The organism is Polaromonas sp. JS666 (assembly GCF_900103405.1).
Classification (GTDB): Bacteria; Pseudomonadota; Gammaproteobacteria; order Burkholderiales; family Burkholderiaceae_C; genus Polaromonas.
Genome location: NZ_FNHX01000001.1, coordinates 224,407 through 247,091, shown reverse-complemented (window position 1 = coordinate 247,091; position 22,685 = coordinate 224,407). Strand labels below are relative to the sequence as shown.

Here is a 22,685-nt window from a genome sequence, read left to right as displayed (position 1 = left end):
GGATCAGGCCGCCTCGGCGAAGCCAATAGCGGCTTCCATGTCCACGGCCACGATGCGCGAGACACCCTGCTCCTGCATGGTCACACCTATCAGCTGCTCGGCCATTTCCATCGCGATCTTGTTGTGGCTGATGAACAGGAACTGGGTTTCCTTGCTCATGGAGCGCACCAGCTTGGCATAACGCTCGGTGTTGGCGTCGTCCAGCGGCGCGTCGACCTCATCCAGCAGGCAGAAAGGCGCTGGGTTGAGCTGAAAGATGGCGAACACCAGCGCGATGGCAGTCAGCGCTTTTTCGCCGCCGGACAGCAGGTGGATGGTCTGGTTCTTCTTGCCGGGCGGCTGGGCGATCACCTGCACGCCGGCGTCGAGGATTTCCTCGCCCGTCATCATGAGCTTGGCGTTGCCGCCGCCGAAAAGCTCGGGGAACATGCGGCCGAAATGACCGTTGACGGTGTCGAAGGTGCTGGAGAGCAGGTCGCGCGTTTCGATGTCGATCTTCTTGATCGCGTCTTCCAACGTGGTCATGGCCTCGTTGAGGTCCTTGGACTGCGAATCGAGGAACTGCTTGCGTTCGCGCGCGGCGCTCAGCTCATCAAGCGCGGCCAGGTTGACGGCTCCCAGCGACTGGATTTCGCGGTTGATGCGGTCGATTTCGCCCTGCAGGCCCGTGAGGCGCACATTGCCGGACTGTATGGACTGCTCCACAGCGGCGAGGTCGGCCTGGGCGTCGGCCAGCAACTGCTCGTACTGCTCGAAGCCCAGGCGCGCGGCCTGTTCCTTGAGCTGGAACTCGGTGATGCGCTGGCGCAGCGGGTCGAGCTCGCGCTCGAGCTGCAGGCGGCGCTCGTCGCTGGCGCGCAGCTTGCTGGTCAGGTCGTCGTACTGGCTGCGTTTGGCGCCCAGGTCGGCCTCGCGCTCGAGCTTGACGCTCAGGGCGCTTTGCAGGCCGGCCTGCGCGGCGGCATCGGTCAGGCGCGACAGCTCTTCGCGGGCCTGCGCCTCCTCGCTGGCGATGGAGGCCGCCTGCTGGGCGGCCATGTCGATGGAGCGGGTCAGTTCCTCGCGGCGCGAGGCCAGGCTGCGCAGCGCGAAGGCGGCTTCCTGGGCCTGGCGCTCCAGCGTGCGCTGCTGCTCGCGCGACTCGCCGAGCTTGCGTTCGGTCTCTATCACGCGGTCGTCGAGTTGGGCATGGCGTTCCTGGCTGTCGGCCAGCTGCATGTCCAGCTCTTCAAAGCGGCCCTCGGCCGTGACCTTGCGCTCCTGCAATTCGCCGAGCTGGGCTTCGATTTCGGCCATGTCGGCCTGGATCTGCTCGCTGCGGGCGCGGGTCTGCTCGGCCAGCTGCGTGAGGCGCAGCACTTCGACCTGCAGCTCGTGGGTACGGCTCTGGCCTTCGGCGGTTTCGCGGCGTGCCGTGGCCAGGCGCTGGGCGGCATCGGCATAGGCGGCTTCGGCACGCACCAGCGCGGAGCGGGCTTCTTCGCTGATCAGGGCTTGGGCCTTGAGTTGCTTGTCGAGGTTTTCAATTTCCTGGGCGCGCGCCAACAGGCCCGCCTGCTCGGAATCCTGGGCGTAAAAACTCACGCTGTGGTGCGTCACGGCATGGCCGCTTTGCACATAGATCACCTCGCCGGCCTGCAGCTTGTCGCGCGCGGCCAGCGCGTCGTCCAGGCTACCCGCGGTGTAGCAACCGTTGAGCCAGTCGCCCAGCAGCGCCGACTGGCCGGCGTCGTTCAGGCGCAGCAGCTCGGTCAGGGGCTTGAGGTTGATCGCGGGATTGACGCGCGCGGGCGCGGCAGCGCTGGGCGGCGAGTAAAACGCAAGCTTGGCCGGCGGCGTGCCCTGCCCGTCGCTGCCGGCAAAGCCGCGCACCATGTCGAGCCGGGACACCTCAAGGGCGCCAAGCCGCTCTCTGAGAGCGGCTTCCAGCGCATTCTCCCAGCCCTGCTCGATGTGGATGCGGCTCCACAGGCCCTGCAGGCCGTCCAGGCCGTGCTTGGCCAGCCAGGGCTTGAGTTTGCCGTCGGTTTTGACCTTTTCCTGCAAGGCCTTGAGGGCTTCCATGCGCGCCGACAGGTCGGCCCGCTTGGCCGATTCGGTGTTGACGGTCTGCTGCAGCGTGCGGCGCTCTTCGTCGAGCTGGGGCACGCTCTCGGTCAGCTCGTGCAAGCGGGCTTCGGCTTCGGCCTGGGCTTCCTGCGCGGCGGCGAACTGGGTGTTCAGGTTGGCCAGGCGGGCTTCGTCGGGCGCATTGAGCGCGTTGCGGTCGGCCGTGAGCTTTTCCAGGCGCAAGCCCAGGCTGCGCGACTGCTCCTCGATGTTGCGCTGGTCGGCGGCCAGCACCTGGATCTGCTGCTGCACCTGGCCCACGCTGGTGCGCTGCTCGTTGGCCTTGGCCTGGGCCTGGCGCAGCGCGTCCTCAAGGGCCGGCAGCTGCGTCAGGTGTTCTTCGGTCTGCGCGGCCAACAGTTCGGCCTTTTCCTCGGCTTCGATGGCCTGGGCGGCCAGGCTTTCGGTCTCGACGGCGGCGTCTTCCTTGCGGGTCGCCCACTGCGCGGTTTGTTCCTTGAGCTGGTTCAGCCGCTGCTCGACGCGCTGGCGGCCGTCGACCACGAAACGGATCTCGGCTTCCAGCCGGCCGACTTCGGCACTGGCCTCATACAGCTTGCCCTGGGCCTGGTTGACCTGGTCGCCGGCCGCGTAGTGCGCCTGGCGTATGGTTTCCAGGTCGGCCTCGATGTGGCGCAAATCGGCCACGCGGCTTTCCAGGTCGTTCACCGCCTTTTCGGCATCGGCCTTGACCTTGGCCTGGTCGGCCTCGCTTTCGGCGCGCTTCAAAAACCACAGCTGGTGCTGCTTGAGGCTGGCATCGGCGTGCAGGGTGTTGTAGCGCAGGGCCACTTCGGCCTGCTTTTCCAGCCGGTCCAGGTTGGCGTTGAGTTCGCGCAGGATGTCTTCGACGCGGGTCAGGTTTTCGCGGGTGTCGGACAGGCGGTTGGCCGTCTCGCGGCGGCGTTCCTTGTACTTGGAAACCCCGGCGGCTTCCTCGAGGAACAGGCGCAGCTCTTCGGGCTTGGACTCGATGATGCGGCTGATGGTGCCCTGGCCGATGATGGCGTAGGCGCGCGGGCCCAGGCCGGTACCCAGGAACACGTCCTGCACGTCACGGCGGCGCACCGGCTGGTTGTTGATGTAGTAGCTGGAAGTGCCGTCGCGCGTGAGCACGCGCTTGACGGCGATCTCGACAAACTGGCCCCACTGGCCGCCGGCGCGGTGGTCGGCGTTGTCGAACACCAGTTCCACGCTGGAGCGGCTGGCCGGCTTGCGCGAGGTGGTGCCGTTGAAAATCACGTCCTGCATGGACTCACCGCGCAGTTCAGAGGCCTTGCTCTCGCCCAGCACCCAGCGCACCGCGTCCATGATGTTGGACTTGCCGCAGCCGTTGGGGCCCACCACACCCACCAGTTGGCCCGGTAATACAAAATTGGTGGGCTCCGCGAATGACTTGAAACCAGATAGCTTGATCGAATTGAGACGCACGGCTGTCCCTGTTTTTGTGAGCTTGCGGTTAGCCCTAGGCTAACTCGTTGATTTTTATAGCGTTTTTACAACAACGCTGGCATATCGGGTGCCGCTTTCGGCAAGCGGCACGGTCCGCCATGTTACCCGAGCGGGACCGGGATTTTGCCGGGAAAAAGGCCCTTGACGGGGCCGGCGTGAAACACTTTGCTTCGCGCCGCACGCACCGGCCGGTGCGGCTACCGGCCTGCCGTGGCGGGCCGGCCTCAAAGCAGCGGCACCAATGCCGCCCCAGCGGCACCCAGCCTGACGCCCAAGCTATCAATTTGGCAGCAAGCCGGCCGTCCCGGAGGTGCGAGCCCGGCAGCCGGTCGTTTTGGGCCGGCCGCGAGGCTGGATAATCCGGGTATGAATCCCCTGCTTTCACGCCTCCAGCCCTATCCTTTTGAGCGGCTGCGCCAGTTGCACGCCGACGTCACCCCCAATCCCGCCTACAAAGCCATCAGCCTGGGCATAGGCGAGCCCCGCCATGCCACGCCGCAGCTGATCAAGGACGCGTTGACGGCCAGCCTGAGCGGCCTGGCGAACTACCCGGGCACCCTGGGCGAGCCCAAACTGCGCCAGGCCATGGCCGACTGGGTGGCCCGCCGCTACGACCTGAAGCTGGACCCGGCCACACAAATCCTGCCCGTCAACGGCTCGCGCGAGGCGCTGTTTTCGCTGGCGCAGACCGTGCTGGACGCCGGCAAGCCGGGCGCCACCGTGGTTTGCCCCAACCCGTTTTATCAAATCTACGAAGGCGCGGCCCTGCTGGCCGGCGCCCAGGCCTGGTTTGCCCCCAGCGACCCGACGCGCAATTTCGCGGTCGACTGGGCCGGTGTACCCGAGGCCGTCTGGGCCAGGACCCAGCTGGTGTTTGTCTGCTCGCCGGGCAACCCCACCGGCGCCGTGATGTCGCTGGATGAATGGAAGCTGCTGTTCGAGCTCAGCGACCGCCACGGCTTTGTGATCGCCTCTGACGAGTGCTACAGCGAAATCTACTTCCGCGACGAGGCGCCTCTGGGCGGCCTGCAGGCGGCGGCCAGGCTGGGCCGGCATGACTTCAAAAACCTGGTGTCGCTGACCAGCCTGTCCAAACGCAGCAATGTGCCCGGCCTGCGCAGCGGCTTTGTGGCCGGCGACGCTGCCCTGATCAAGCCCTTTTTGCTGTACCGCACCTACCACGGCAGCGCCATGAGCCCGGTCGTGCAGGCCGCCAGCATCGCGGCCTGGAATGACGAGCGGCACGTGGTGGACAACCGCGCGATGTACCGCGAAAAATTCGCCCAGGTCACGCCCATGCTCTCAGCCGTGATGGACGTCGCGCTGCCCGACGCGGGCTTTTACCTGTGGGCCGGAATCCCCGAGACTTTCAAGGGCTCGGACACCGCGTTTTCACGCGAGCTGCTCGCTCTCTACAATGTCGTGGTGTTGCCGGGCAGCTACCTGGCGCGCGACGCGCAGGGGCACAATCCCGGCGCCGGCAGAATCCGCATGGCGCTGGTGGCAGAAACCGCTGAATGCGTGGAAGCGGCGCAGCGCATCGTTCAATTCATCCAATCCAGAAACCCCTGACTTCACTGACAACAAGACTGAAACCAACATGACACAAGACAACCTGCAAAGCACCATTGACGCGGCCTGGGAAAATCGCGCGAACCTGTCGCCCCAATCGGCCCCCAAGGAAGTGCTGGACGCCGTCGAGCACACCATCGCCCAGCTCAACAGCGGCAAGCTGCGCGTGGCCACCCGCGAAGGCGTGGGCCAGTGGACCACCCACCAGTGGATCAAGAAGGCCGTGCTGCTGAGCTTTCGCCTGAAGGACAACGAACTGATGCGCGCCGGCGACCTGGGCTTTTTCGACAAGGTGCCCACCAAGTTCGCCCACCTGAGCGAAAGCGAAATGCGCGCCACCGGCGTGCGCGTGGTGCCGCCCGCCGTGGCGCGCCGCGGCAGCTACATCGCCAAGGGCGCGATCCTGATGCCCAGCTACGTCAACATCGGCGCCTGGGTCGGCGAAGGCACCATGGTCGACACCTGGGCCACCGTGGGCAGCTGCGCGCAGGTCGGCAACAACGTTCACCTCTCCGGCGGCGTGGGCCTGGGCGGCGTGCTCGAACCCCTGCAGGCCAACCCCACCATCATTGAAGACAACTGCTTCATAGGCGCGCGCTCCGAAGTCGTCGAAGGCGTGATCGTGGAAGAAAACTCGGTCATCTCCATGGGCGTTTATATCGGCCAGAGCACGCCGATTTACGACCGCGAAGCCGACACCGTCACCTACGGCCGTATTCCCGCGGGCTCCGTCGTGGTCTCGGGCAACCTGCCTAAGGCCGGCGGCAAGTACAGCATGTACTGCGCGGTGATCGTCAAGCGCGTGGACGCGAAAACCCGCTCCACCACCAGCCTGAACGACCTCTTGCGCGACTGAGCACTTTCCTTGCGGTTTGATTGACAGATTGAAATGACTGGGAGCGGACTATGAGCACGATGGAAAGAATCCTTCGTTTGATGGCGGACAAAAAGGCATCCGACGTTTACCTGTCGGCCCATTCCCCCGCCCTGATCAAAATCAACGGCCAGGCCATTCCGATCAACGCGCAAATCCTGCCGCCGGACGCGCCGCGCAACCTGCTGGCCGAGGTGCTGCCGCCCGAGCGCATCGAGGAGATGGAGGAAATCGGCGAGCTCAACATGGCGCTGCCGATTGCCGGCCTGGGCAACTTCCGTATCAGCGCCTTCAGGCAACGCAGCACCTATGCCGCGGTGATCCGTTTCATCCCCACGGAAATTCCGCCGCTGGACAGCCTGAACGTGCCGCCCATCCTGGCCGACCTGATCATGGAAAAGCGCGGGCTGCTGCTGATGGTGGGCTCCACCGGCGCCGGCAAGAGCACCACGCTGGCGGCCATGATGGACCGCCGCAACGAAATTTCGCTGGGCCACATCCTCACGATCGAGGACCCGGTCGAATTCCTGTTCACCAACAAGAAGTCGGTCGTCAACCAGCGCGAGGTCGGCAGCGACACACAATCGCTGCAGGTGGCGCTCAAGAACGCGCTGCGCCAGGCGCCCGACGTGATCCTGATCGGTGAAATCCGCGACCGGGAAACCATGTCGGCCGCCATTGCCTATGCGCAGTCGGGCCATCTGTGCCTGGCCACCATGCACGCCAACAACAGCTACCAGGCGCTCAACCGTATCCTGAGCTTTTACCCGGTCGAGGTGCGCAGCACCATGCTGGGCGACCTGGCCGCGGCGCTCAAGGCCATCGTCTCGCAGCGCCTGCTGCGCACCCAGGACGGCGGCCGCACGCCGGCGGTGGAGGTCATGCTCAACACCAAGCTGATCGCCGAGCTGATTGAAAAAGGCGATTTCTCGGGCGTCAAGGAAGCCATGGAAAAATCCATGGCCGAGGGCTCGCAGACCTTCGAGCAGGACATCGCCAAACTGATTGTGGACGGCACTGTCACCCGCAAGGAAGGCATTCTGTATGCCGACTCGCCGACCAACCTGATGTGGCGCCTCGAAAACGACTTCGCCGTCAAGGCCAAGGCGCTGGAGCCCGAAGAAGACCCGGATGACGAACCGTCCTTCACCGAAATCACGCTGGACGTGAAACACTGAAAAACACGACGGTGCTCGCTTCTTCGGGCCGACTCGAACGCGATTGACCGACCATGTCCCGAACCCTGCACCTCGTTGAACAACTGATCTCCCGCCCCTCCGTCACCCCCGACGACGCCGGCTGCCAGGCCCTGCTGATTGAACGCCTGGCGCCGCTGGGCTTCCAGTGCGAAACCATCAGCAGCGGCCCTGAAAACTTCCGCGTGACCAACCTCTGGGCCAAGCGCGCGGGCAAGCCGGCATCCGCCAAGACGCCGGCCAAGACGCTTGTATTTGCCGGCCATACCGACGTAGTGCCCACCGGCCCGCTTGAGCAGTGGCAGAGCCACCCCTTCACGCCCAGCCATCGCAACGGCCAGCTTTACGGGCGCGGCGCCGCCGACATGAAAACCTCCATCGCGGCCATGGTGGTGGCGGTCGAGGAGTTCCTGGCCGCGCATCCCGATCCAACCCTGTCCATCGCCTTCCTGGTCACCAGCGACGAGGAAGGCCCGGCGGTCGACGGCACGGTCGTGGTCTGCGAGCAGCTCAAGGCGCGCGGCGAGGTGCTGGACTACTGCATCGTGGGCGAGCCCACCTCGGTCGCCCAGCTGGGCGACATGATCAAGAACGGGCGACGCGGCACCCTGAGCGGCAAACTCACGGTCAAGGGCGTGCAAGGCCACATCGCCTACCCGCACCTGGCCAGAAACCCTATCCACCTGTTCGCGCCGGCGCTGGCCGAGCTGGTGGCCACCGAATGGGACAAGGGCAATGCCTTTTTCCCGGCTACCAGCTGGCAGGTGTCCAACATCCATGGCGGCACCGGCGCGTCCAACGTGATCCCGGGCGAGCTGGTGGTCGACTTCAACTTCCGCTTCTGCACCGAATCCACGCCCGAAAGCCTGCAGCAGCGCCTGCAGGCCTTGCTGAGCCGGCACCAGCTCGATTACGACCTCAAATGGACGCTGGGCGGCCTGCCCTTTCTGACCACACCGGGCACGCTGGTCGATGCGGTGCGCGGCGCCATCGAAGCCGAAACCGGGCTGCAGACCGAGCTGTCCACCACGGGCGGCACCAGCGACGGCCGTTTCATCGCCAAGATCTGCCCGCAGGTCATTGAATTCGGCCCGCTCAACGCCACCATCCACAAGATCAATGAATGTGTGCCGGTGAGCTCCCTCGATCCGCTCAAGAACATCTACAAGGGCGTGCTGGAACGGCTGGCGGCATGACAAAGGCCGCAACGCCCCTGACGGTGCTGGCACTGGTCGAGCAGATGGCGGCCAGGCTCGACGCCGCGGGCCTGAACTTTTCCAACGGCTTCGGCCAGGGCACGACCAACGCCTTCGACGAAGCCGCCTGGCTGGTGCTGTGGAAGCTGGGCTTGCCGCTGGACGACCTTGATTCTGTCGAAACTCGGCTGGTGACCACCGAAGAAGAAGCGCAGGTCGCCGCATTGCTGGATGCGCGCATCAGCACACGCAAGCCGGCTGCCTACCTCACGAACGAAGCCTGGCTCATGGGCCTGCCTTTTTACGTCGACGAACGCGTGATCATCCCGCGCTCGCTGATCGCCGAGCTGCTGGCCGACGCCAGCATAGACCCCTGGCTGGGCGAGCACACCCACCGCGTGCTCGACCTGTGCACCGGCAACGGCAGCCTGGCCGTTCTCGCGGCCATCACCTATCCCGACGTGATAGTGGAGGCCGCCGACATCAGCCTGGACGCCCTGGCCGTGGCCCGCATCAATGTGGACCGCCACCACCTGGACAACCGCATCACGCTGATTGAATCGGACGGACTGGCCGCCTGCGCGGGCCAATACGACCTGATCCTGTGCAATCCGCCCTATGTGAACGCGGCCAGCATGGCTGCCCTTCCCCCCGAATTCCGCGCGGAACCGGACCTGGCGCTGGCCGGCGGCAGCGACGGCATGGACTTCATTCGAGGCCTGATTCAAAACGCGGCGCGCCATATGAGCGAAAATGCGGTCCTGGTGCTGGAAATCGGCAATGAGCGCGAGAATTTCGAGCGCGCCTTCCCGACGCTTGAACCGCTGTGGTTCGAGACCAGCTCGGGCGCCGACCAGGTTTTGCTGCTGACGCGCGAACAACTGGCCTGAGCCGGCTTGACGGCCGGCATGAAGCCCTGGCGCGGCTCTTGCACCGCAAGGGCCAGGCGTGGACACCGCCGCCCGACTACTTTTCCTGAAATTGCACATTAAATGATTACCCTTAAAAACGTCGTGCTGCGCCGCGGCGCCAAAGTGATTCTGGACAGCGCGTCCGTCACCCTCAACCCCGGTGAAAAAATCGGTTTGGTGGGCCGCAACGGCGCGGGCAAATCCTCGCTGTTCGCCATGCTCAACGGCACGCTGCACGAGGACGGCGGCGATTTTTCGATTCCCGCGCAGTGGAGCATGGCGCAAGTGGCGCAGGACATGCCCGAGACCGACCAGAGCGCGACTGCCTTCGTGGTCGAAGGCGACGTCGTTCTGCTGGCCGCGCAGACCGAGGTAGAGGCCTCGGAGGCCAGCGGCGACGGCGACCGCATGGCCCACGCCTATATGGCGCTGTACGACGCCGGCGCGCACGACGCGCAAGCCAGGGCCCAGGCCCTGATCCTCGGGCTGGGTTTCAAGGTCAGCGAGCTCGACAACCCCGTCAACAGCTTCTCCGGCGGCTGGCGCATGCGCCTGCAGCTGGCGCGCGCGCTGATGTGCCCGTCCGACCTGCTGCTGCTCGACGAGCCCACCAACCACCTGGACCTGGACGCGCTGGTCTGGCTCGAAGCCTGGCTCAAAAAATACCAGGGCACCATGCTGGTCATCAGCCATGACCGCGAATTCCTCGACGCCGTGACCGACGTGACGGTGCACATCGAAAACGCCAGGCTGACACGCTACGGCGGCAACTACAGCAAGTTCGAAGACTTGCGTTCCGAGCAGATGGCCTTGCAGCAAACCGCCTTTGCCAAACAGCAGGACAAGATCGCCCACCTGCAGAAATTCATCGCGCGCTTCAAGGCCAAGGCCAGCAAGGCCAAGCAGGCGCAAAGCCGCGTCAAGGCGCTGGACCGCATGGAAAAAATCGCGCCGCTGCTGGCCGAGGCCGATTTCACCTTCGAGTTCAAGGAACCGGCCAACCTGCCCAATCCCATGCTCTCGATGCAGAACGCCTTCTTCGGCTACCCGCCGCCCGAAGGCTCACCCGAAGGCACGCCGCCCACGGTCATCGTGCAAAACGTCAGCAAGTCGGTGCTGGCCGGCCAGCGCATAGGCATCCTGGGCGCCAACGGCCAGGGCAAATCGACGCTGGTCAAGACCGTGGCGCGCGCATTGGCACCTATTCAAGGAGAGATGACCGAAGGCAAGGGCCTGAACATCGGCTACTTCGCCCAGCAGGAACTCGACGTGCTGCGCCCGGCCGACACGCCGCTGGAGCACATGATCCGCCTCGTCAAGGAAGTCACCGCCGCCGGCAAAATCAGCGGCCAACAAACGCGCGAGCAGGACCTGCGCGCCTTCCTGGGCATGTTCAATTTCAGCGGCGATATGGTCAAGCAGGCCGTGGGCAGCATGAGCGGCGGCGAAAAAGCCCGCCTGGTGCTGTGCATGATTGTCTGGCAGCGCCCCAACCTGTTGCTGCTCGACGAGCCGACCAACCATTTGGACCTGGCCACGCGCGAGGCGCTGTCGATGGCACTCAACGAGTTCGAAGGCACGGTGATGCTGGTCAGCCATGACCGCGCGCTGCTGCGCGCCGTCTGCGACGAGTTCTGGATGGTCTCGCGCGGCGGTGTTGCGCCCTTCGACGGCGACCTTGACGACTACCAGCGCTACCTGCTCGACGAGGCCAAGCGCCAGCGCGAAGAGGCCAAAAAAGCCGGCGCGGCCCCGGCCGCCAAAGCAGAAACACCAGCCCCCGCGCCCGCGGAAAAGAAACCCGTGCCGCGCGACACGCCCGAGCAGCGCAAGCTCGACGCGCAGCGCCGCCAGCAGCAGGCCGAGGCCACCAAGCCGCTGCGCAAGGAGGTCGAGAAAATCGACCAGCGCATGAAGGCGCTCAACACCGAACGTGACAGCCTGCAGGCCCTGCTGGCCACCACCACCGCGCCGGCCGAGCTGGCCCAGGCCGGCAAGCGCCTCAAGGCCATCGAAGGCGAAATAGGCATGCTGGAAGAACGGTGGCTGGAGCTGACCGAGCAGATAGAAACCGCTGCGGTGTAAAGTGGCTGCAGGCCTGCGCCTGCACCCCTTGTTTGCCCATGCAGGGCCGTCCTTGAAAGGATTTGATCCATGCCTTCCGCCTTGCACATGGCCGCGGATAACGCCGCGCTGTCAGCCGCCGTCAAACGCAGCCGCAAACTGCTCAACAGGCGCGCCGTGGTCGCGGCCGCGGCCAGCGCCGTGCCGGTGCCCGGCCTCGACTGGATGGTGGACGCGGCCATGCTGTCCCGGCTCATCCCCGAGATCAACAAGGAATTCGGCCTCACGCCGCAGCAGCTCGACCAGCTCGAACCGAAAAAGCGCGATCAGGTGCAAAAAGCCGTGGCCCTGGTGGGCTCAGTACTGATCGGCAAATTCATCAGCCGCGACCTGGTCATCAAGGCCGCCACCAAGATAGGCGTGCGCCTGACGGCCAAGCAGGCCGCCAAATACGTCCCGCTGGCCGGCCAGGTTGTCGCGGCCGCCGTCGGCTACGCGGCCATCCGCTACTTCGGTGAAGAGCACATGAAAGACTGCATACGGGTGGCGCGGCAGGCCCAGCTTGACGTGCCGGCGCTGGGGCATTCGGCCTGAATCGGACTGAGGCCGGACCCCGCGATGTCCCCGCGCAAAAACAAAAGGACTTGGCCTTTCGGCCAAGTCCTTTTGAGGGATGGTGGGTTCTGACAGATTCGAACTGTCGACCTACGGATTAAGAGTCCGCTGCTCTACCAACTGAGCTAAGAACCCGGAAATTCTGGTGGGACCAGCGGGGGTCGAACCCACGACAAACGGATTAAAAGTCCGCTGCTCTACCAACTGAGCTATGGTCCCGAGTTATATCACAGGGTTTCCCTCGCGATACATTCCGGTATTTGCCACTTCAAGAGCAGCAAAGCCTTGAATTATAGCGTGGTTTTTTAGCCCTTCGCAAAAACTCAGGCGGCAATTTTGTCGAGCGCCCAACCAGCTGCGCACAGGCCGAAGGTCGAGGTCACGCTCACGACCGACCCGTAGCCATGGCAGTTCAGGCTGCCGTCGCTTTGGGCCGCGGCGGCGGGCTGCAGCACGGCCTCGCGGCTGAATACGCATGCCACGCCCATCTTGCCCTTGCGCGCCGCGCCGTGCTCCTTGCGCAGACGGTAGCGCAGTTGCGCCAGCAAGGGGTCGTGTGTGACCAGCGACAGGTCGTCGATGTCGACACGGTGCGCCAGCCGCTTGCCGCCCGCCGCGCCCACACTGACGAGGCTCACCTTGTTGGCGATGGCCCAGGCGGCCATGGCGGTCTTGGCTTTCACCTGGTCGCAGGCGTCGATCACTGCCAGCTGCTTGCGGTCAAAACCGCCCTCAAGGCCCAAGATGCCGGGCCAGTTGGCGGCATCAACAAACTCCTCGATGCCGTCGACTCGGCAGCCTGGGTGGATTTGCGCGATGCGTTCACGCATGGCCTGCACCTTGGCCTGCCCCAGGGTGCTGTCCAGCGCATGGACCTGGCGGTTGATATTGGATTCGGCGATGTGGTCCAGGTCTATCAGGGTCAGCCGAGCCACGCCGCTGCGGGCCGCGGCTTCCGCCGCCCAGGAGCCCACGCCGCCCAGGCCCACGACCACGATGTGTGCCTCGCGTACGCGCTGCGCGCCCGCGGCGCCGTAAAGGCGCGCCAGGCCGCCGAAGCGGCGCTCCAGGTCGGCGGGGAGTTCTTCGATCAGGGAGGTCATGGCTGTGAAGCTATGCGCGCCTCAGGCCTGGCGCTCAAGGCGCCAGACCTGGTACTTCAAACCCGCCACGCAGCCCGCGAGTATGGCTGCCAGTGCCACAAAGCTCGTGAAGCTCAGGGTCGAGATGCCCGACAGGCCCTGCCCCACGGTGCAACCCATGGCGCAGACACCGCCCACGCCCATCAGCGTGGCGCCCACCAGGTGGTTGGCCGTGTCTTCCGCGTCGCGAAAGCCTTCCCAGCGGAAGCTGCGCGACAGCAGCGCATAGGCAGCCGAGCCGACCACCACGCCGAACACCGACACAATGCCCAGCGTGAGCACCTTGCTCTTGTCGCTGAAGAACATCAGCCAGTCCACGGTATAGGCCACGGGCGAAACAAAACTCAGCGCCTCGGCCCGGCCCGAATTGGTGGCCAGAAAAGCTTCCTGCAGCGTCTCGGGGTGTTCGGCCACATAGCCCAGGCGCCCGCTGACCCACCACATGGCCGCGATGACGCCGCCTATGCCCAGGCCCGCGAGCAGGCTGTCGAAGCGGCGGAAGTCCTCGCTGAACAAGGCCCAGACGATCAGGCCCAGGCCGATGAGAATGGCCAGGCCTATGCCGGCCGCGGCCGGCGTGATGCCGATGGCGCCGGCCACCCAGTTCGGCAGGGTCGCGTTGGCCGTGAAATCAATCGCCACCTTGTCGACGGTGGCCACGCGGACCACGGCGGTGATGCCCTTGAGCGTGGCGAAGGCCGCGATGCCCATCACGGCAAACACCACGACGGACTTGAGGCTGCCGCCGCCTATGCGCACCAGGGTTTTGCTGCCGCAGCCCGAAGCCAGCACCATGCCGAAACCGAACATCGCGCCGCCCACCAGGGCCGAGAGCCAGATGAATCGGTTGGATGCGTAAAGCGTCTTGGCGGGATCAATCACCCCGGCGGCCGCCATGGTGAAGAAACCTATCATGGCCACACCTATGGCCATGCCCCACATGCGCATGCGCGTCCAGTCGCCCATGTTCACGATGTCGCTGACGGCGCCCATGGTGCAGAAGTGGGTGCGCTGGGCAATCGCGCCAAAAACCATGGCCAGAATGAAACCGGCCCAGAGAACCTGGGCCGTGAGACTGTTGAGTGCGGAGATGTCCATTGCCCAATTTTAGTGGCGAATGGTCCACAAGCCCGGGCGTGCCGAATAGCCTGCCCGGGTTGCGGATTACTTCAGCTTGGCCAGGCGCTCCTTGGCGACGGAAGCCGCTTCGGCCTGGGGATAGGCCTTGATCAGGTCTTCCAGCGTCTTGCGTGCCGAACGGTTGTCCTTGAGCTCGCTCTGGCAGTTGGCCAGCGAAAGCAAGGCTTCCGGCGCGCGCATGTGCTCGGGTTCGGCCGTCACGAGCGCGCGGAAATTGGTCACCGCGTCACGGTAGTTGCGCAAGGCGTACTGCGCATTGCCCAGCCAGAACAGGGCGGAAGCGCGGTAACCGGTTTGCGGGTAGCGCTTCATGAAGGCCAGGAAGCTGGTCTGCGCGGCCGCGAAGTCGCCCTTGCGAAGCGTGGCCAGCGCGGCCTCGAACTCCTGCTTTTCGGCCGGCTCGGCGACAAACTCCTTGCCATCCACGTTGACCTTGCCCGGCTCGAACTTGCGCAGGCGCTCATCCACGCCCGTCGTCAGGTCCTTCTGGGTACGCTGCATCTCGGCCACGCTGCGCGTGAGGTTCTCGTTCTGCCCGCGCATGGTGGCGAGTTCATTGCGCAGGGCTTCGATCTGGTTGGACAGGTCCAGCAGGCTGCGGCGCAGCTGGGCATTGTCCTCGGTGGTCCTGCGCAGCTCTTCGGCCGTGCGGGTTTGCGCCGCATCGACTTTCTGGCGCAAATCGAGGATCGCCCGGCGAGCCTCGTCGTCTTCAAACAGTCCCGCGTGCGCGTTGAACGCCAGCAGGCCGGCCGCAAGGATCGCGGCGATCCGGAAGGTCTTCACGGTCGGCACCCGGCTTAGCGGTAGCTCAGTTCAGCGCGGCGGTTCTTGGCCATGGCTTCCTCGTCGGAGCCCGGCACCGCGGGTTTTTCCTTGCCGAAGCTCACGGCCTCGACTTGCGCATCGGCCACGCCCAGCAGGCCCAGCGCGCGGCGAACGGCTTCGGCGCGCTTCTGGCCCAGGGCCAGGTTGTATTCGCGGCCGCCGCGCTCGTCGGTGTGGCCTTCAATGGCCATCTTGCGGCCCTTGTTGGCGGTCAGGTACTTGGCATGGGCCTCGATCACGCCCTGGAATTCGGGCTTGACCACATAGCTGTCGAAATCAAAGTAGATAACCTTGGCCACATTGGCCGGGCCCGCGAGCGACGCATCGGCGCCATCCACCTGCACCGGCTGCACACCACGGCCGCTGGCGCCCGACGGGTCGCCTTGTGTGGTCTGGCCCGTGCGGTCTTCGACGGGAACGTCATTGAGCTTGACGCCGGAGCCGCAGGCCGTCAGCGTGGCCGCCAGGACCAGGGAGGAGATGATGGAAAAAATTCTGCGTTTCATGAAGTACCTCTACAAAAAATAAAAATGGGCCGGATCGAAAACGGTGGCTTGAAGCGCCTGGCTGGCGCCGTGGGTCAACGCTGGAAGGGTCCCCAATCGGGCTCCCGGATGTCGCCGCTGGCGCCGGACAGCTTGGCTTTGATCTTGCCGTCCAGCGTGGTGGTCATCAGCGCTTCCCTGCCCTGCTGGTGGGTCGCGTAGACGATCAGGCGGCTGTTGGGCGCGAAGCTCGGGCTTTCATCGGCTGAAGTGTCGGTGATTGGAGTGACGGTCCCCGTCGCAAGTTCCATGACGTGCAGCTTGAAGGCGCCGCCCACCCGCGAGATGTAGGCCAGCCAGCGCCCGTCGGGGCTGATGGCGGGTGAGATGTTGTAGCTCCCGGTAAAGGTGACGCGCTCGGCGTTGCCGCCATTCGGGCCCATGCGGTAGATCTGCGGCGCGCCGCCGCGGTCGCTGACGAAGTAGATATAACGCCCGTCGGGCGAGAAGGCGGGCTCGGTGTCTATGCTGGAAGACTGGGTCAGCCGTTTGGGATCGCCCCCATTGAGGCCTATGGCATAGAGCTGCGAGCCGCCGTCGCGGCTCAGCGTCGCCACCAGCTGTTTGCCGTCCGGCGACCAGGCCGGCGCGCTGTTGGAGCCGCGGAAATTGGCCAGCAGGCGGCGCTTGCCGCTGGCCACGTCGTGGGCGTAGATCACCGGCTTGCGCGATTCAAAAGACACATAGGCCAGTTGCGTGCCGTTGGGCGACCAGGCCGGCGAGATGATGGGCTCGGGACTGGTCAGCGCGGACTGGGCGCCCTCCCCGTCGGAGTCGGCCACCCAGAGGTTGTACTTCTGCGCCGCCTTGGTCACATAGGCGATGCGCGTCGAGAAAATGCCCTTCTCGCCGGTCAGTTTTTCATAGACAAAATCGGAGATGCGGTGCGCCGACAGGCGCAGGTCGGCCGGGCCCACGGTGTAGCTCTGCCCGCCCAGGTCCTGGCCGCGCACGATGTCCCAGAGGCGCAGGCGCACGTCGTAACGGCCGTCGGCCAGCAAGGTCACGCTGCCCGTGACCATGGAGTCCGCGCCCTTTTGCCGCCAGGCCGTCAGGTCCGGCCGGGTGTTCTCGTCGGCGGTGACACCGGTGGTGTCGACCGGGCGGAACATGCCGCTGCGCTCCAGGTCGGCCCGCACGATGGCGCCGATTTTTTGCGGCGCCTGCGCATCCCCGCGAAACGCGGCGACGGCGATGGGCAATTGGGTCAGGCCCACACCGGACACCTCGACGCGAAATTGCGCAAAAGCCGGCAGAACAGGGAAGGCGCCGGCCGCCAGCAGGCTGACAAGGGTGCGGCGGCGTAGAAAAGGTGCAATGCTCATAGGGAAGAATTGGATCCGTTCAGGGGGGTTATTTTGACGGTGGATTTGACGCCCGGGGAAGAATCAAGTTCACGAAGCCCTTTGTCGGCCAGGACCACATCGGTTTTCATGCGCTCAAGCACCCTTTTTTTGTTGATGGACTCCTGGTCGCGCGGGTTCTCGCGGTGCCAGAGGTGAAAGACTTCGGTGCCCATGAAACCGTTTTTGCGGTGAATGCCCAGGTGGTGAAGCCTGAGCACGAGGTCGGCATCTTCATGCCCCCAGCCTTCGAAGGTTTCATCAAATCCGTTGACATCGACAAAGTCCGCGCGCCAGACACCCAGGTTGCAGCTGCGTATGCCATGCCAGTGAAAGTCCGGTTTTACCCTGAATAAACGCCGCCCCCAGGGGAGCAGGTGCAATAATTTGTTGCTGCCCCCCGAGAGCCGCGCCCCCAGCCAGAACCATACAGGACGGCTGGGCAGGTCGATAGCGCCATTGACTACACGTTCTGTCAGACGTTGGCTGATAAGCACCCGGCTGCCGTTCACAAAGCAGCCTTTTTCGGCAAGCCGCGTGTGCGCTGCCACAAACGCCTTGTTGGGCACGCAGTCGCCGTCCAGAAAGACCAGGTAGTCGCCCGTGGCCCGGCTGGCCCCGAGGTTGCGCGCCCGCGCCGCGGTAAAGCCCACGTCGGGGTGCCAGATGTGGCGGGCCGGGCACCTGAACACGGGGCACTGCGCGAGCAGCATCTGCACCTGCTCGGGCCGCGAGCCGTCGTCGGCCACCAGCACCTCATGGTCCTCGCCGCACTGCGCAGCCAGCGACCGCAACACGGCCAGCAAGGCATCGGTGCGGTTGTAGGTCAGGACGATAAAGCTGATCTTCATCGGCCGGCCGGCGCTCCCTTGGCGCCCTGCTGCAGCAGCCACAGCTTGAGGTAGCGGTAATAGGTTCCCTCGGCGTTGGAGATGGCCAGCACCAGGCCCATCCGGCCGTCGAGGAAACCCAGGCGCAGAAAGTAGGTGCGGATAAAGGCCCACAGGCCGTGCCCTATGGCCTTGCCGACCGAGGCCGTTTTGCCCTTGCCCAGCAGACTCTGCGCGCCCGCCGTGGAATAGCGGTTGGCCTTGTCCAGAACCGCCTCGAAGTTGCGGAAACTTTCGTGCAGCAGCTCGGAGCGCAACTGGCCGACCGGCCCCTGGGCCAGCACTTTTTCATGCACCAGGTCCTCGCTGAAGCGGGCCGCCGTGCGGCGAAACAGCCGGGTGACCCGGTCGGGGTACCAGCCTGAATGGCGCATGTACTGCCCGCAGTAGCTCGAGAGCCGGGGAAAGGCATACACATCGAAGGCCGGGGCCCGCAGGCAGGCCAGGATTTCCAGCTGCAGCTCGGGCGTCACGCGTTCGTCTGCGTCAAGCGACAGCACCCAGTCCGAGGTGGCGAGCGCCAGGGCCCGGTTCTTCTGGATGCCGAAGCCCTGCCAGTCGGGGCTGACGCTGACTTCGGCGCCCAGGGAGCGGGCAATTTGCACGGTGTTGTCGGTACTGCCGGAATCGAGCACCACGACCTGGTCCGCGAAGCTCACGGAGCGAAGGCAGGCCTCCATGTTGTGGGCCTCGTTGTGGGTGATGACTGTGACGGACAAGCTTGCCAACGAATGCCTTTGCAATGAGGTGAAGGAGGAAACCACCCGGGATTTTGCCAGTGAAACCGGCCCCGCACGACGCGCTGACAGCATAGCAGAGCCCCCCGGCATTCAAGGCCTTGGCGGCAAATGGAATCGCCGATAATGCGGCATCCGCCAGGCAACCCCCACGACCATTTTGCGAATCAAGACAATCAATTTCCGGCTTGCCGTCATTTGCCTGGCGGCGGCTTCCGTGGGGTTGTCCATCGCCATCATCAGCATCGCCAAGCTGCTCTTGCTGCTCTGCGCCGTGGCGACCCTGCTCTTGCGCAAAGGCCTGTCCCGGGACGGCGTGGCCCTGGCACAAACCTTCACGCTGCCGGCCGTGCTGGCCGTGCTGCTGGCCTTTGTGCTGAGCCTGTTCTGGACGGTCGCCCCGCTGCAGGAGGCCGCCGGCTCCCTGGCCAAGTACGGCAAGCTCCTGCTCATCCTGGCGATGATGGCCTTGATCCGCGACCGCCGCGAAGCCCTGTATGCCCTCGCGGCCTTCGCCGTCACGCAACTGCTGGTGGTCATCAGTTCCTGGATGCTTTTTGCCGACATGCCGGTTGCCTGGGCCAGCTCCCGCACCACCGTCTCGCACTACACGGTGTTTTCGGGCTATCTTGACCAGGGCATCATGAGCGCCGTGTTCGCCGCGCTGTGCTGGCATTTGCGCGGCCTGGTGCCCGGCCGCTTCGGCCCGCGAATCGCTGCCGCGGCAGCCGTCCTCTCCCTGGCCAATGTGTTCTTTGTCATGGTGGGCCGCAGCGGCCAGCTGGTCGGCGTCGCGCTGCTGTCCCTGGCCATCATGTGGCAGTTGCCCGGAAGGTACCGCATGATCGTGGCCGCGCTGCCCTTCCTGCTTGTCACCGTCCTATTTTTCAGCTCGCCCATGATGCGCGACAGGTTGACCCAGCTCAAGACGGAGGTGCAAGGCTACTCGGCCAAACACGACGCCAGCACCTCGTCGGGTATACGGCTCGCGTTCTGGCGCCGGGCCGCCCAGGTGATTGCCCAAAGGCCGCTTGCCGGGGCGGGCGTTGGAAGCTGGAGCAGCGAGTACGACCGGCTGGAGCGCCTGGACAATCCCCGGCATGAGGACATCAACCGCGGCAGCAACCCGCACCAGGAATACCTGCTCTGGGGCGTGCAACTCGGCATTCCCGGCCTGCTGCTGATCGCCGGCTTCATGCTCTCGGTGCTGCGCGACACCCTGAAGATGGAGACGCCTTACGCCCGGGCCGCGCAGTCCGCCTTGCTGGCGCTGGCGGTCGCCTGCCTGTTCAACTCCACCCTTTACGATGGCCTGATCGGCGATTTCTTCTGCGTCCTGATCGGCCTGCTGCTGGCCTTGGGACTGAGCAAACCCGACAGCCTGCCCCCAACCCAACACACAACGTGAGCTCCACCACCGACATCCAAGCCCCCGCCACGGCCGCCAGACTGAGCCTGTGGCGCCGCCTCGCGCGGGTCTGGCCCTACTTCAGCGGCTCCCGCACGGGCTGGGCGCTGGCCGTGGGCGCAACCATCGTCGCCTCGGCCACCGAGCCCTTTGTGCCGGCCCTGCTCAAGCCGCTGCTGGACCGCGGCTTCCAAAAAGGCGCGCTGGACCTCTGGCTGGTGCCGGTGACCCTGATCCTGCTGTTCGCCGTGCGCGGCATCTCCGGCTTTGTGGCGCAGTATGCGCTGGCCAAGGTCACCAACGAGGGCCTGCAGTCGCTGCGCCGCGCGATGTTCGGCAAGCTGCTGAGCTCGCGCCTGTCGCTGTTCGCGGACCAGTCCTCCAGCGCCCTGGCCAACACCGTGGTCTACGAGGTCTTCAACGGCTCGTCGATGATGATCAACGCGGTCATGAAGCTGGCGCGCGACGTGCTCACGCTGGCGGCGCTGGTGGCCTACCTGCTGTTCCTCAACTGGAAGCTGATGCTCATCGTCTCCCTGCTGTTCCCGGCGGTCGCGCTGGTGATCCAGCTGCTGACGCGGCGCCTGTACCGCCTGACCCGCGAAAGCCAGGTAGCCACCGACAACCTGGCCTATGTCGTGGAAGAAAACGTGCTGGCCCACCGCGACGTGCGCCTGCACGGCGCGCAGGCCGGCCAGGCTTCGCGCTTCGAGGCGCTGAGCAATACGCTGCGCCGGCTGTCCATCAAATCCACCGTCGCCTATGCCGGCATGAGCGCCATCACCCAGGTGCTGGCCGCCATGGCCCTGTCGGCGGTGATCTCAATCGCCCTGCTCCAGGGTTCGGAAAACACCACCACGGTGGGCGGCTTCGTGGCCTTTGTGACCGCCATGCTGCTGCTGATCGCGCCCATCAAAAGCCTGTCCGACGGCGCCACGCCCATCACGCGCGGGCTGGCGGCGCTGGAGCGCGGGCTGGACCTGGTCGACCTGGTCGAGGACGAAAGCAGCGGCGGCTTCACCCTGCCCAGGGCCGCCGGGGACATCGAATTGTCCGGCGTGAGCGTGGTCTACAAGCCGGACGCGCCGCCGGCGCTGGAGCAGGTGAGCCTCGCGATACGCGCGGGCGAAACCGTGGCCCTGGTGGGATCATCCGGCTCCGGCAAGACCACCCTGGCCAGCCTGTTGCCGCGTTTTGTCGACTACAGCGCCGGCAGCATCAGGCTGGACGGCACCGAGCTGCGGGACTGGAACCTGGCATCCCTGCGTTCGCAGTTTGCCTTCGTGAGCCAGCACGTCGTCATGTTCAACAACAGCATGGCCTTCAACGTCGCGCTGGGCCAGTCTTTTGACAGGGACAAAGTCGTGCGCTGCCTGGCCGCCGCCAACCTGGGGCAGCTGCTCGAGGAATTGCCGCAAGGCATAGACACGGTGCTGGGCCACAACGCCATGCAGCTGTCCGGCGGCCAGCGCCAGCGGCTGGCGATTGCCCGGGCGCTGTACAAGGACGCGCCCGTGCTGATCCTCGACGAAGCCACCTCGGCCCTGGACACCGAATCGGAAAAAGCCGTCCAGGAGGCCATACAGCGGCTGGCCGCGGGCCGCACCTCGCTGATCATCGCCCACCGGCTGTCCACCATCCAGCACGCCGACCGGATCATCATGATGAACGCCGGCCGCATCGTCGAGCAAGGCAGCCACGCGCAGCTGCTCCAAAATAACGGCGCTTACGCCCACCTTTACCGCCTGGGCTTCCAGGGCGCGGCCTAAAACGGAACCTTATCGATGCCAGTCTCCATCAGCGGCTTTACCTTTATTCGAAACGGCGTGGGCCTGGGCTTTCCTTTTGAAGCCTCAATACGCTCCCTGCTGCCTTTGGTTGACGAATTCGTCGTGGCCGTCGGCAAAGGCGAGGACGACACGCTGGAGCGCGTCAGGGCCATCAATGACCCGAAAATCCGCATCATCGAAACCCTGTGGAACGAGCGCATGGCCGACCGCGGTTTTGTCTATGCCCAGCAGAAAATGATTGCGCAGTATTCGTGCACCGGCGACTGGGCTTTTTACCTCGAAGGCGATGAAGTCGTGCATGAGGGCGAACTGGCCGCCATCCGCGCCAGCGTCGAGCGCCACCACAACAACCCGGCCGTCGAGGCGCTGGTCTTCGACTACTTCCACTTTTACGGCTCGCCTGACTGGATTTCCATCAGCCCCGGCTGGTACCGCCGCGAATGCCGTTTGATCCGCAACACCATACGCAGCTACGCGCCCGACGGCCAGTACTGGCTGGTCACCACCCGGCACAAACGCGGGCGCAATCCCCAGGCCGCGCTGGCCAACGCCCACATCTACCACTACGGCTGGATACGCCGCAACGAGGAAATGCAGAAAAAACTGGACCAGGTCAGCAAATACTGGGGCGAAGCCCGCGCCGCGCAGATCACCTACAGCCAGTTTGACCGCCGCGCCCTCGCCCCCTTCGCCGGCACCCATCCCGAGGCGGTGAAGCAATGGCTGGCAACCGAGGCCGAACCGGTGCTCAACATAGACCCGGCCTACAAACCCACGCCCAAGGAAAACAAGTACCACTTCATGCGCCAGGTGGAGACGCTGACCGGGCTGGACTTCAGCCGCAAACACTTCAAGCTGGTCGCCTGAAGCCGT

At 65.1% G+C, this 22,685-nt stretch carries 18 protein-coding genes and 2 tRNA genes; 10 read left to right on the top strand and 10 right to left on the bottom strand.

Features of this window, described 5'->3' with window-relative positions; translation table 11 throughout:
- Nucleotides 1–3: 3 nt before the first annotated feature.
- Nucleotides 4–3,540, bottom strand: a complete 3,537-nt coding sequence (smc, locus tag BLQ85_RS01210) for a chromosome segregation protein SMC (RefSeq protein WP_074574237.1) — start codon at nucleotides 3,538–3,540, stop codon at nucleotides 4–6.
- Between the two features lie 387 nt (nucleotides 3,541–3,927).
- Here smc and dapC point away from each other — a divergent pair, with 387 nt between their 5' ends.
- From dapC to BLQ85_RS01175, 7 genes are all read left to right on the top strand, one after another.
- Complete coding sequence (gene dapC, locus BLQ85_RS01205) at nucleotides 3,928–5,133, top strand: succinyldiaminopimelate transaminase (RefSeq protein ID WP_074574236.1); 1,206 nt, start codon at nucleotides 3,928–3,930, stop codon at nucleotides 5,131–5,133.
- Between the two features lie 28 nt (nucleotides 5,134–5,161).
- Complete coding sequence (dapD, locus tag BLQ85_RS01200; protein ID WP_074574235.1) at nucleotides 5,162–5,989, top strand: 2,3,4,5-tetrahydropyridine-2,6-dicarboxylate N-succinyltransferase; 828 nt, start codon at nucleotides 5,162–5,164, stop codon at nucleotides 5,987–5,989.
- Between the two features lie 50 nt (nucleotides 5,990–6,039).
- The gene (locus BLQ85_RS01195; protein WP_074574234.1) at nucleotides 6,040–7,185 is read left to right on the top strand and encodes a PilT/PilU family type 4a pilus ATPase; all 1,146 of its coding nucleotides are present in this window, start codon (nucleotides 6,040–6,042) and stop codon (nucleotides 7,183–7,185) included.
- Nucleotides 7,186–7,238: 53 nt separating this feature from the next.
- Nucleotides 7,239–8,399 carry a succinyl-diaminopimelate desuccinylase gene (dapE, locus tag BLQ85_RS01190; protein ID WP_074574233.1) on the top strand — a complete coding sequence of 387 codons (1,161 nt, stop codon included), beginning with the start codon at nucleotides 7,239–7,241 and terminating at the stop codon, nucleotides 8,397–8,399.
- Nucleotides 8,396–9,289, top strand: coding sequence for a 50S ribosomal protein L3 N(5)-glutamine methyltransferase (prmB, locus tag BLQ85_RS01185; RefSeq protein WP_074574232.1), 894 nt, complete (start codon nucleotides 8,396–8,398; stop codon nucleotides 9,287–9,289). Before dapE ends, prmB begins: the two co-directional genes overlap by 4 nt.
- A gap of 102 nt (nucleotides 9,290–9,391) precedes the next feature.
- Nucleotides 9,392–11,395: an ABC-F family ATP-binding cassette domain-containing protein gene (locus tag BLQ85_RS01180; RefSeq protein ID WP_074574231.1), complete on the top strand. Its 2,004-nt coding sequence runs from the start codon at nucleotides 9,392–9,394 to the stop codon at nucleotides 11,393–11,395.
- A 69-nt stretch (nucleotides 11,396–11,464) separates the two neighbouring features.
- Entirely contained in the window at nucleotides 11,465–11,968 is a 504-nt protein-coding gene (locus BLQ85_RS01175) for a hypothetical protein (protein WP_074574230.1), read from the top strand.
- Between the two features lie 80 nt (nucleotides 11,969–12,048).
- Here the strand turns inward: BLQ85_RS01175 and BLQ85_RS01170 are convergent.
- The 9 genes from BLQ85_RS01170 to BLQ85_RS01130 all read right to left on the bottom strand — a co-directional run bounded on the left by BLQ85_RS01170 (nucleotide 12,049) and on the right by BLQ85_RS01130 (nucleotide 18,605).
- A tRNA-Lys gene (locus BLQ85_RS01170) sits at nucleotides 12,049–12,124 on the bottom strand.
- An 8-nt stretch (nucleotides 12,125–12,132) separates the two neighbouring features.
- A tRNA-Lys gene (locus tag BLQ85_RS01165) sits at nucleotides 12,133–12,208 on the bottom strand.
- 104 nt (nucleotides 12,209–12,312) lie between these two features.
- Nucleotides 12,313–13,092, bottom strand: coding sequence for a tRNA threonylcarbamoyladenosine dehydratase (locus BLQ85_RS01160; RefSeq protein ID WP_074574229.1), 780 nt, complete (start codon nucleotides 13,090–13,092; stop codon nucleotides 12,313–12,315).
- Between the two features lie 21 nt (nucleotides 13,093–13,113).
- Complete coding sequence (locus BLQ85_RS01155; RefSeq protein WP_074574228.1) at nucleotides 13,114–14,229, bottom strand: YeeE/YedE family protein; 1,116 nt, start codon at nucleotides 14,227–14,229, stop codon at nucleotides 13,114–13,116.
- A gap of 66 nt (nucleotides 14,230–14,295) precedes the next feature.
- Nucleotides 14,296–15,057 carry a tol-pal system protein YbgF gene (ybgF, locus tag BLQ85_RS01150; protein WP_074575092.1) on the bottom strand — a complete coding sequence of 254 codons (762 nt, stop codon included), beginning with the start codon at nucleotides 15,055–15,057 and terminating at the stop codon, nucleotides 14,296–14,298.
- Nucleotides 15,058–15,071: 14 nt separating this feature from the next.
- Nucleotides 15,072–15,605 (bottom strand): peptidoglycan-associated lipoprotein Pal, encoded by a 534-nt coding sequence (pal, locus tag BLQ85_RS01145; RefSeq protein WP_074574227.1) that lies wholly within the window; start codon nucleotides 15,603–15,605, stop codon nucleotides 15,072–15,074.
- Nucleotides 15,606–15,679: 74 nt separating this feature from the next.
- On the bottom strand, nucleotides 15,680–16,969 hold the full coding sequence (gene tolB, locus BLQ85_RS01140) for a Tol-Pal system beta propeller repeat protein TolB (protein WP_074574226.1): 1,290 nt from the start codon (nucleotides 16,967–16,969) through the stop codon (nucleotides 15,680–15,682).
- Complete coding sequence (locus BLQ85_RS01135; RefSeq protein WP_074574225.1) at nucleotides 16,966–17,838, bottom strand: glycosyltransferase family 2 protein; 873 nt, start codon at nucleotides 17,836–17,838, stop codon at nucleotides 16,966–16,968. The genes tolB and BLQ85_RS01135 overlap by 4 nt, the downstream gene beginning before the upstream one ends.
- Entirely contained in the window at nucleotides 17,835–18,605 is a 771-nt protein-coding gene (locus tag BLQ85_RS01130) for a glycosyltransferase family 2 protein (RefSeq protein WP_074574224.1), read from the bottom strand. Before BLQ85_RS01130 ends, BLQ85_RS01135 begins: the two co-directional genes overlap by 4 nt.
- A gap of 169 nt (nucleotides 18,606–18,774) precedes the next feature.
- On the opposite strand from BLQ85_RS01130, the gene BLQ85_RS01125 reads away from it, so the two are divergent.
- Genes BLQ85_RS01125 through BLQ85_RS01115 form a run of 3 tightly spaced genes read left to right on the top strand, consistent with a single transcriptional unit; the run spans nucleotide 18,775 to nucleotide 22,679 of the window.
- Entirely contained in the window at nucleotides 18,775–20,022 is a 1,248-nt protein-coding gene (locus tag BLQ85_RS01125) for an O-antigen ligase family protein (RefSeq protein ID WP_254779633.1), read from the top strand.
- A complete protein-coding gene (gene msbA / locus BLQ85_RS01120) occupies nucleotides 20,019–21,791 on the top strand; it encodes a lipid A export permease/ATP-binding protein MsbA (RefSeq protein ID WP_083336686.1) in 1,773 nt (590 codons plus the stop codon). Before BLQ85_RS01125 ends, msbA begins: the two co-directional genes overlap by 4 nt.
- A 15-nt stretch (nucleotides 21,792–21,806) precedes the next feature.
- Entirely contained in the window at nucleotides 21,807–22,679 is an 873-nt protein-coding gene (locus BLQ85_RS01115; protein ID WP_074574223.1) for a glycosyltransferase family protein, read from the top strand.
- Nucleotides 22,680–22,685 lie beyond the last annotated feature (6 nt).

Coding starts and splice junctions, on each gene's coding strand:
- dapC (WP_074574236.1), top strand. CDS start 3,928: ATGAATCCCCTGCTTTCACGCCTCCAGCCCTATCCTTTTGAGCGGCTG.
- dapD (WP_074574235.1), top strand. CDS start 5,162: ATGACACAAGACAACCTGCAAAGCACCATTGACGCGGCCTGGGAAAAT.
- BLQ85_RS01195 (WP_074574234.1), top strand. CDS start 6,040: ATGAGCACGATGGAAAGAATCCTTCGTTTGATGGCGGACAAAAAGGCA.
- dapE (WP_074574233.1), top strand. CDS start 7,239: ATGTCCCGAACCCTGCACCTCGTTGAACAACTGATCTCCCGCCCCTCC.
- prmB (WP_074574232.1), top strand. CDS start 8,396: ATGACAAAGGCCGCAACGCCCCTGACGGTGCTGGCACTGGTCGAGCAG.
- BLQ85_RS01180 (WP_074574231.1), top strand. CDS start 9,392: ATGATTACCCTTAAAAACGTCGTGCTGCGCCGCGGCGCCAAAGTGATT.
- BLQ85_RS01175 (WP_074574230.1), top strand. CDS start 11,465: ATGCCTTCCGCCTTGCACATGGCCGCGGATAACGCCGCGCTGTCAGCC.
- BLQ85_RS01160 (WP_074574229.1), bottom strand. CDS start 13,092: ATGACCTCCCTGATCGAAGAACTCCCCGCCGACCTGGAGCGCCGCTTC.
- BLQ85_RS01155 (WP_074574228.1), bottom strand. CDS start 14,229: ATGGACATCTCCGCACTCAACAGTCTCACGGCCCAGGTTCTCTGGGCC.
- pal (WP_074574227.1), bottom strand. CDS start 15,605: ATGAAACGCAGAATTTTTTCCATCATCTCCTCCCTGGTCCTGGCGGCC.
- tolB (WP_074574226.1), bottom strand. CDS start 16,969: ATGAGCATTGCACCTTTTCTACGCCGCCGCACCCTTGTCAGCCTGCTG.
- BLQ85_RS01135 (WP_074574225.1), bottom strand. CDS start 17,838: ATGAAGATCAGCTTTATCGTCCTGACCTACAACCGCACCGATGCCTTG.
- BLQ85_RS01115 (WP_074574223.1), top strand. CDS start 21,807: ATGCCAGTCTCCATCAGCGGCTTTACCTTTATTCGAAACGGCGTGGGC.